The following is a 5,094-nucleotide window of genomic DNA, read 5'->3' on the forward strand; positions in this document are numbered from 1 at the left end:
GCCCTGGGCGGCGACGGTGGTGCCGAACGGGTCGGGCTTCGGCTCGGCGGCGATCGTGGTGCCGAACGGGTCCGGTGCCTGGGCGCCCCCGGCGGGCGGCGCGGCCGGTCCGTCCGTGGTGGGGGTGGTGCCGGAGATGCCGAAGGGGTCGAAGTCCGGCGGCGGGATCATCACCGGGGTGCCCTTGCGCGGGGCCGGAGCCGCCGCGTCCGCCGCGGGGGCGGTCGCCGCGGGCTCCTCCGCGACCGGGGCGAAGGGGTTGAAGTCGGCGGGCGGGATGCGCACCGGGGTGCCGCGCAGGTGTACCGGCTTCTCCTCCTGGTCCGCCGCCGGGGCGGCGGGCGGGGGCACCGGGACGGGCGGAGCGACGGGCGGGGCCTCCGGCGCGGGCGCGGCCGGGGTCCGGAGCGACTCGCCGTCCCAGCCGAACTGGATGCTCTTCAACAGCTCCGCGAACGCCTCGGTGTACAGCTCCCAGTCCTCCGGCCGGGCCGTGGACAGCTGGGCGCACAGCACCGTCCCGCGGTCCGGCAGCGGTACGAAGGCCTGGACGGCCGAGGTGACCACCCAGCGGCGCTGCCCGTCGGCGGCCAGCGCCCCGGGCACCGGCACGGTCCGGCCCTCGACCAGGACGGCGGCCGGCCCGGCGGGCAGCAGCACCGTCCAGACCTCGGCGTGCCGCCGGACGGTGGCCAGTTCGGTGGCGAGCTCGGTGATCGGCAGCGGGTGCCGGGCGAGCGAGACGACCAGGGTGGCCTCGGAGGCGCGCCCGTCCACCTCCAGCGCGCACACGCCCGCGTAGCGGACGCCCGCGTCGTGGAGCAGGTCGGTCAGGGTCGCGGTGATCACCGCGAAGTCGCGGCGCGGCTCCGGCCCGGTGGCGCTGAACAGCTCCTCGGCGACCTCGGCCAGGTGCCCGGTGAGTTCGGCGGCCGCCGCGAGGGTGGCCCGGTCGGTGCCGTCGGTGCCGTCGGCGGTGTCCGCCGGGGCGGCGGGCACGGCCCGGGCGGTGACCCCGGCGGGCCCGCCGGGGGAGGTCAGCGGGTGGAAGCCCGGCGGGACGACCAGTCGGACCTCGGCGCCCGCGCCGGTGGCCAGTTCGACCGGCTGCCGGGTCTGCTGACCGGCCGCCAGCGCGGCCAGGGCCGGGGCGAACGGCGGGCGCAGCTTGGCGTCGGCGAACTCGCCGGTGACCGGCAGCTGGAACAGCGCGGCCGAGGTGGTGCCCCGGTCGGCGATGGCGCCGCGCACCGCGCCGCCGCCGTAGCGGTGGTGCAGTGCGGTCGTCACCCGGTCAGCGACCCGGGCGCCGCTGCCGGGCCGGGCCGTTCCGGCGGTGAGTACCGTGCCGAGCCGGTCGAGGGCCTCGTGCACCGGGCCGTTGGGTGCCAGCGGCAGGCCGAACAGGGCCTCGGCGGCGGGGTGTTCGGCCGGCTTCGGGGTGCTGAGCGCGGCGGCCGGGTGGCGCGAGGTGTGCTCGTCGAAGAGGGCGTCGGTGAGCGTGCCGAGGGTCGCGCTGACCTGCTCGGCTGCCGCGAAGGGGTTGGCCTCCGCACTGAACTGGACGTCCTGGGTCAACTGGTGAGCCCCCCGCTCTGCTCCGTCTGCGATCGGTGGTTCGGGTGGGACCGGAACCGCCTGGGCGGCGGGTCGTCAGGTCCCCGCCCATTCCTATCAGAGCCCACCGTCGGCACCGAACCGCAGGATCACCCGATGATCACGCCGGGGAGGCGTCGGCGGACCCTTCCGTGGCCTGCGCGGACGGTTCGTCCACGGGCGCCGCGGCCGTCGGGGCGGGCGCCGGGACGGGTGCCGAACCGGCCGTCGGAGCGGCCAGCGCGGTGAGCGCGTCGAGGATGCCGGGGACGGCGAACAGCCCGACGAGGTCCTGGACCAGCCGCCCGGACGGCCCCTCGGGCCGCTCGTCGGCGAAGAAGGAGGCCAGCTCGGCGGCCAGCGCGGGCTCCCGGGCGGCGGTGAGGGTGAGCGAGGCGACGAACTCCTGGACCAGGTGCAGCTGCAGCTCCTCCAGCGGTACGGACCGCTCGGCCAGCCACTCCAGCGAGGTGATCTCCGCGTTGGCGATCCAGGCCCGGACGGTCAGCCGCAGCCCGGGACTCGGCGCCGGGACGGCCAGGTGGGCGAGGATCTGGTCGTGCGCCGCCCGGCGGACCTCGTCGATCACCGCCGAGGTGCCCGGGCTGGCCGCCACCGAGCCGCCACGCAGCAGCGCGGCGAAGCCGGGCCCGTGGCTCTGCACGAAGTCCAGGTAGCGGCCCATCACCCGGAACAGCCGCTCCGACAGCGGCCCCTCCATCGGCTCCTCGAAACGCGCCGAGAGCTCCCGCCCGGCGCGCCGCAGCGAGGCCTCGTACAGCGCCTGCTTGCCCGGGAAGTAGTGGTACACCAGCGGCCGGGAGGCGCCCGCGGCGGCGGCGATGTCGTCGATCGACACCTCCTCCGGCGGGCGCCGGCTGAACAGCTCCAGGGCCACGGCGATCAGCTGTTCCCGCCGCTCGTCCACGCTCAGCCGCCGACGCGGCCGCTCGCCCGCGGCCCCCCGGTCGGGGGCGGCGGCGGTCCGTGCTGCGCGGTCGGCCGTCGGCGACGGCGTACGGGAGGCCATGCGCGCAGCCTATCCGGCGGCCGTCCGCGGGCCCATGCGGCCTGTCCCGCGCTCGCCGGCCCGGCCGGCCGGCTACCCGGCCTTGAGCTCCAGGTAGCGGCGGTAGGCCTCCAGGCCGTCGACGACGAAGGTGTCGCGGGCGAGGCGTTCGGCGAGCTCGGCCGGGGTGAGCCAGGCGTGCCAGGCGACCTCGGACTCCTGCGGGGCGACCGGGCCGTCCCACTCCGCCTCGTACATGTCGCACCACCAGGAGAGCTTGCCGCCGTCGGGCTCCCGGAACAGGAACTTGAAGAGCGGACGCGGGGCGATGCCCCGGACGCCGAGCTCCTCCTCGGCCTCCCGGACGGCCGCGTCGGCGTAGCTCTCGCCGGAGCCGACCACGCCGCCGACCCACATGTCGTACGCGCCGGGGGAGAACAGCTTGGTGTCCGTACGCCGGTGGACGAAGATCCGCCCGGCCGGGTCGCGGACCATGATGAAGACGCAGCGGTGGGTCAGCCCCTGGCGGTACACCTCCCCCCGCAGCGCCGTCCCGACCACCCGGTCGTTCTCGTCGACGATGTCCAGCAGCTCTTCGGCAGGGTTGGTCATGAACGACAGGTTAGGGTTTCCGGGCCCGCTTCGAACGCGGGACCGAGGTATTCGAACGTCGACGAACGGGCTGAGGACGGCGCGCGGTGGTGGAGATCTGGGGCGAGACGGCCGAGGGGTTCGAGCCGGTACGGGAGGCCTTCGCGCGGAACTTCGCCGAGTGCGGCGAACTGGGCGCGGCCTTCGCGCTGTACCTGCGCGGCCGCAAGGTGGTCGACCTGTGGGGCGGCGACGCCCGGCCCGAGGTCGGCGGCCGGCCCGCGCCCGCGGTGCCGTGGACGGCGGACACCGCCCAGGTGCTGCGCTCGGTGACCAAGGGGCTGACCGCGGCCACCGCGCTGCTGCTGGCCGAGCGGGGCCTGCTCGACCTGGACGCGCCGGTGTCCTCGTACTGGCCGGAGTTCAAGGCGGCCGGCAAGGGCGCGGTGCCGGTGCGCTGGCTGCTGTCGCACCAGGCCGGGGTGCCGGCGCTGGACGTGCCGCTGAGCCTGGACGACGTGCTGACCTGGGAGCGCGCCGTCGACGCGGTGGCCGCGCAGGAGCCCGCCTGGGAGCCCGGGACGGCGCACGGCTACCACCCGTACACCTTCGGCTGGCTGGTCGGCGAGGTGGTGCGGCGGGCGGGCGGCCGGACCGTCGGCCAGTACTTCGCCGAGGAGATCGCCCGGCCGTTCGGGCTGGACCTGTGGATCGGGCTGCCGGCCGGTGCCGCGCCCCGGGTCGGCAAGCTGGTCGACCTGCCCGCCCCGGAGGCGGCCCGGACCGGCCCGAGCGGGCTGCGGCTGCGGCCCAAGCAGTCCGTCCGGGACGCCTACCAGGACCCGGCCTCGCTGACCGCCCGGGCCTTCGCCTCGGTGCTGCCCGGGGTGGACATGAACGACCCGGTGGTGCAGGCCGCCGAGATCCCCGGCGCGAACGGCATCGGCACGGCCCGTTCGGTGGCCCGGTTCTACGCGGCGCTGATCGGCGCGGCCGACCGCCCGGACGGCTCCGGCGCGCTGCTGCCCCCGCTGTTCGGCCCGGAGGTGCTGGCCCGTGCGGTCGGGCCGGTGGCGAACGGCCCGGACCGGGTGCTGATCGTCAACTCGACCTTCGGCCTGGGCTTCTGGCGGCACGGCCCGACCGCGCCGATGGCCTCCCCGGCGAGCTTCGGCCACCCGGGCCGGGGCGGCTCGCTGGGCTTCGCCGACCCTGAGCTCGGGCTCGGCTTCGGGTACGTCACCAACGGGATGCAGCCGGGCGTCACCGGGGACGTGCGCTCGCGCAACCTGATCCGCGCGGTGCGGGGGTGCCTGGGGCTGTCCTGAGCCCTGCCGATCCCTACGCCTGGCCGGTCTCGAAGCGGCTGATCTTCCCGCCGTCGACGGTGAAGCGCCAGGCGGTGCGCATCTCGCCCCAGGTGTCGTTGGTGAAGTTGGCGACCAGGGCGTGGCCGTGGCCGGACTCGGTCTGGACGTCCATCCGGCCGCGCGAGGAGAAGATCTCGCGCTCGGTCCAGTCGGCCAGGTCGCGGTCGGAGCCGTCGTCGGACATGGTCGCGCCGGGGGTGAGCGTGGCCAGGAAGGCGTCGCGGTCGCCGGCGTTGACCGCGGTCACGAAGGCGCGGACGGCGGGGTCGGAGAGCTTGCTGGGGGCGATCGTCATCGAGGACTCCCGAAGGGAAGAGGAACGGGAGTCCTTGTTTAGGGCGTTCGCGCGGGCCGTCCGGGCATGTCGGCGGCGCGTCGGCAAAATCACCGGATTCATGTGCTTAGATCCCGAAACAGGCGATTTGCCCGGTGAGCCCGCCGCGGGGAGTGGCGGTGGGGCGGGCGGCCCCGCGGGGGGGGCGCCCCCCCCCCACGCGGCGCGCAGAAGCCCCCCCCCGCGGGGGGGGA

At 76.1% G+C, this 5,094-nt stretch carries 5 protein-coding genes; 1 reads left to right on the forward strand and 4 read right to left on the reverse strand.

The features are described from left to right. The 3 genes from ACFXPX_RS30830 to ACFXPX_RS30840 form a co-directional block, all read right to left on the reverse strand. The coding region (locus tag ACFXPX_RS30830) for a hypothetical protein (protein WP_380644154.1) at positions 1-1,578 on the reverse strand (1,578 nt) is incomplete at its 3' end. Between the two features lie 139 nt (positions 1,579-1,717). Further along, complete coding sequence (locus ACFXPX_RS30835; protein WP_375897317.1) at positions 1,718-2,626, reverse strand: TetR/AcrR family transcriptional regulator; 909 nt, start codon at positions 2,624-2,626, stop codon at positions 1,718-1,720. A 72-nt stretch (positions 2,627-2,698) separates the two neighbouring features. Beyond that, a complete protein-coding gene (locus ACFXPX_RS30840; protein ID WP_380644155.1) occupies positions 2,699-3,217 on the reverse strand; it encodes an NUDIX hydrolase in 519 nt (172 codons plus the stop codon). An 86-nt stretch (positions 3,218-3,303) separates the two neighbouring features. On the opposite strand from ACFXPX_RS30840, the gene ACFXPX_RS30845 reads away from it, so the two are divergent. Further along, a complete protein-coding gene (locus ACFXPX_RS30845; protein WP_380644156.1) occupies positions 3,304-4,524 on the forward strand; it encodes a serine hydrolase domain-containing protein in 1,221 nt (406 codons plus the stop codon). Between the two features lie 13 nt (positions 4,525-4,537). Here the strand turns inward: ACFXPX_RS30845 and ACFXPX_RS30850 are convergent, their stop codons facing one another. Beyond that, positions 4,538-4,861, reverse strand: coding sequence for a nuclear transport factor 2 family protein (locus ACFXPX_RS30850; RefSeq protein ID WP_375897323.1), 324 nt, complete (start codon positions 4,859-4,861; stop codon positions 4,538-4,540). Positions 4,862-5,094: the final 233 nt, after the last annotated feature.

The sequence above is a fragment of the Kitasatospora sp. NPDC059146 genome (assembly GCF_042786665.1).
In the GTDB taxonomy this organism is placed as follows: Bacteria; Actinomycetota; Actinomycetes; order Streptomycetales; family Streptomycetaceae; genus Kitasatospora.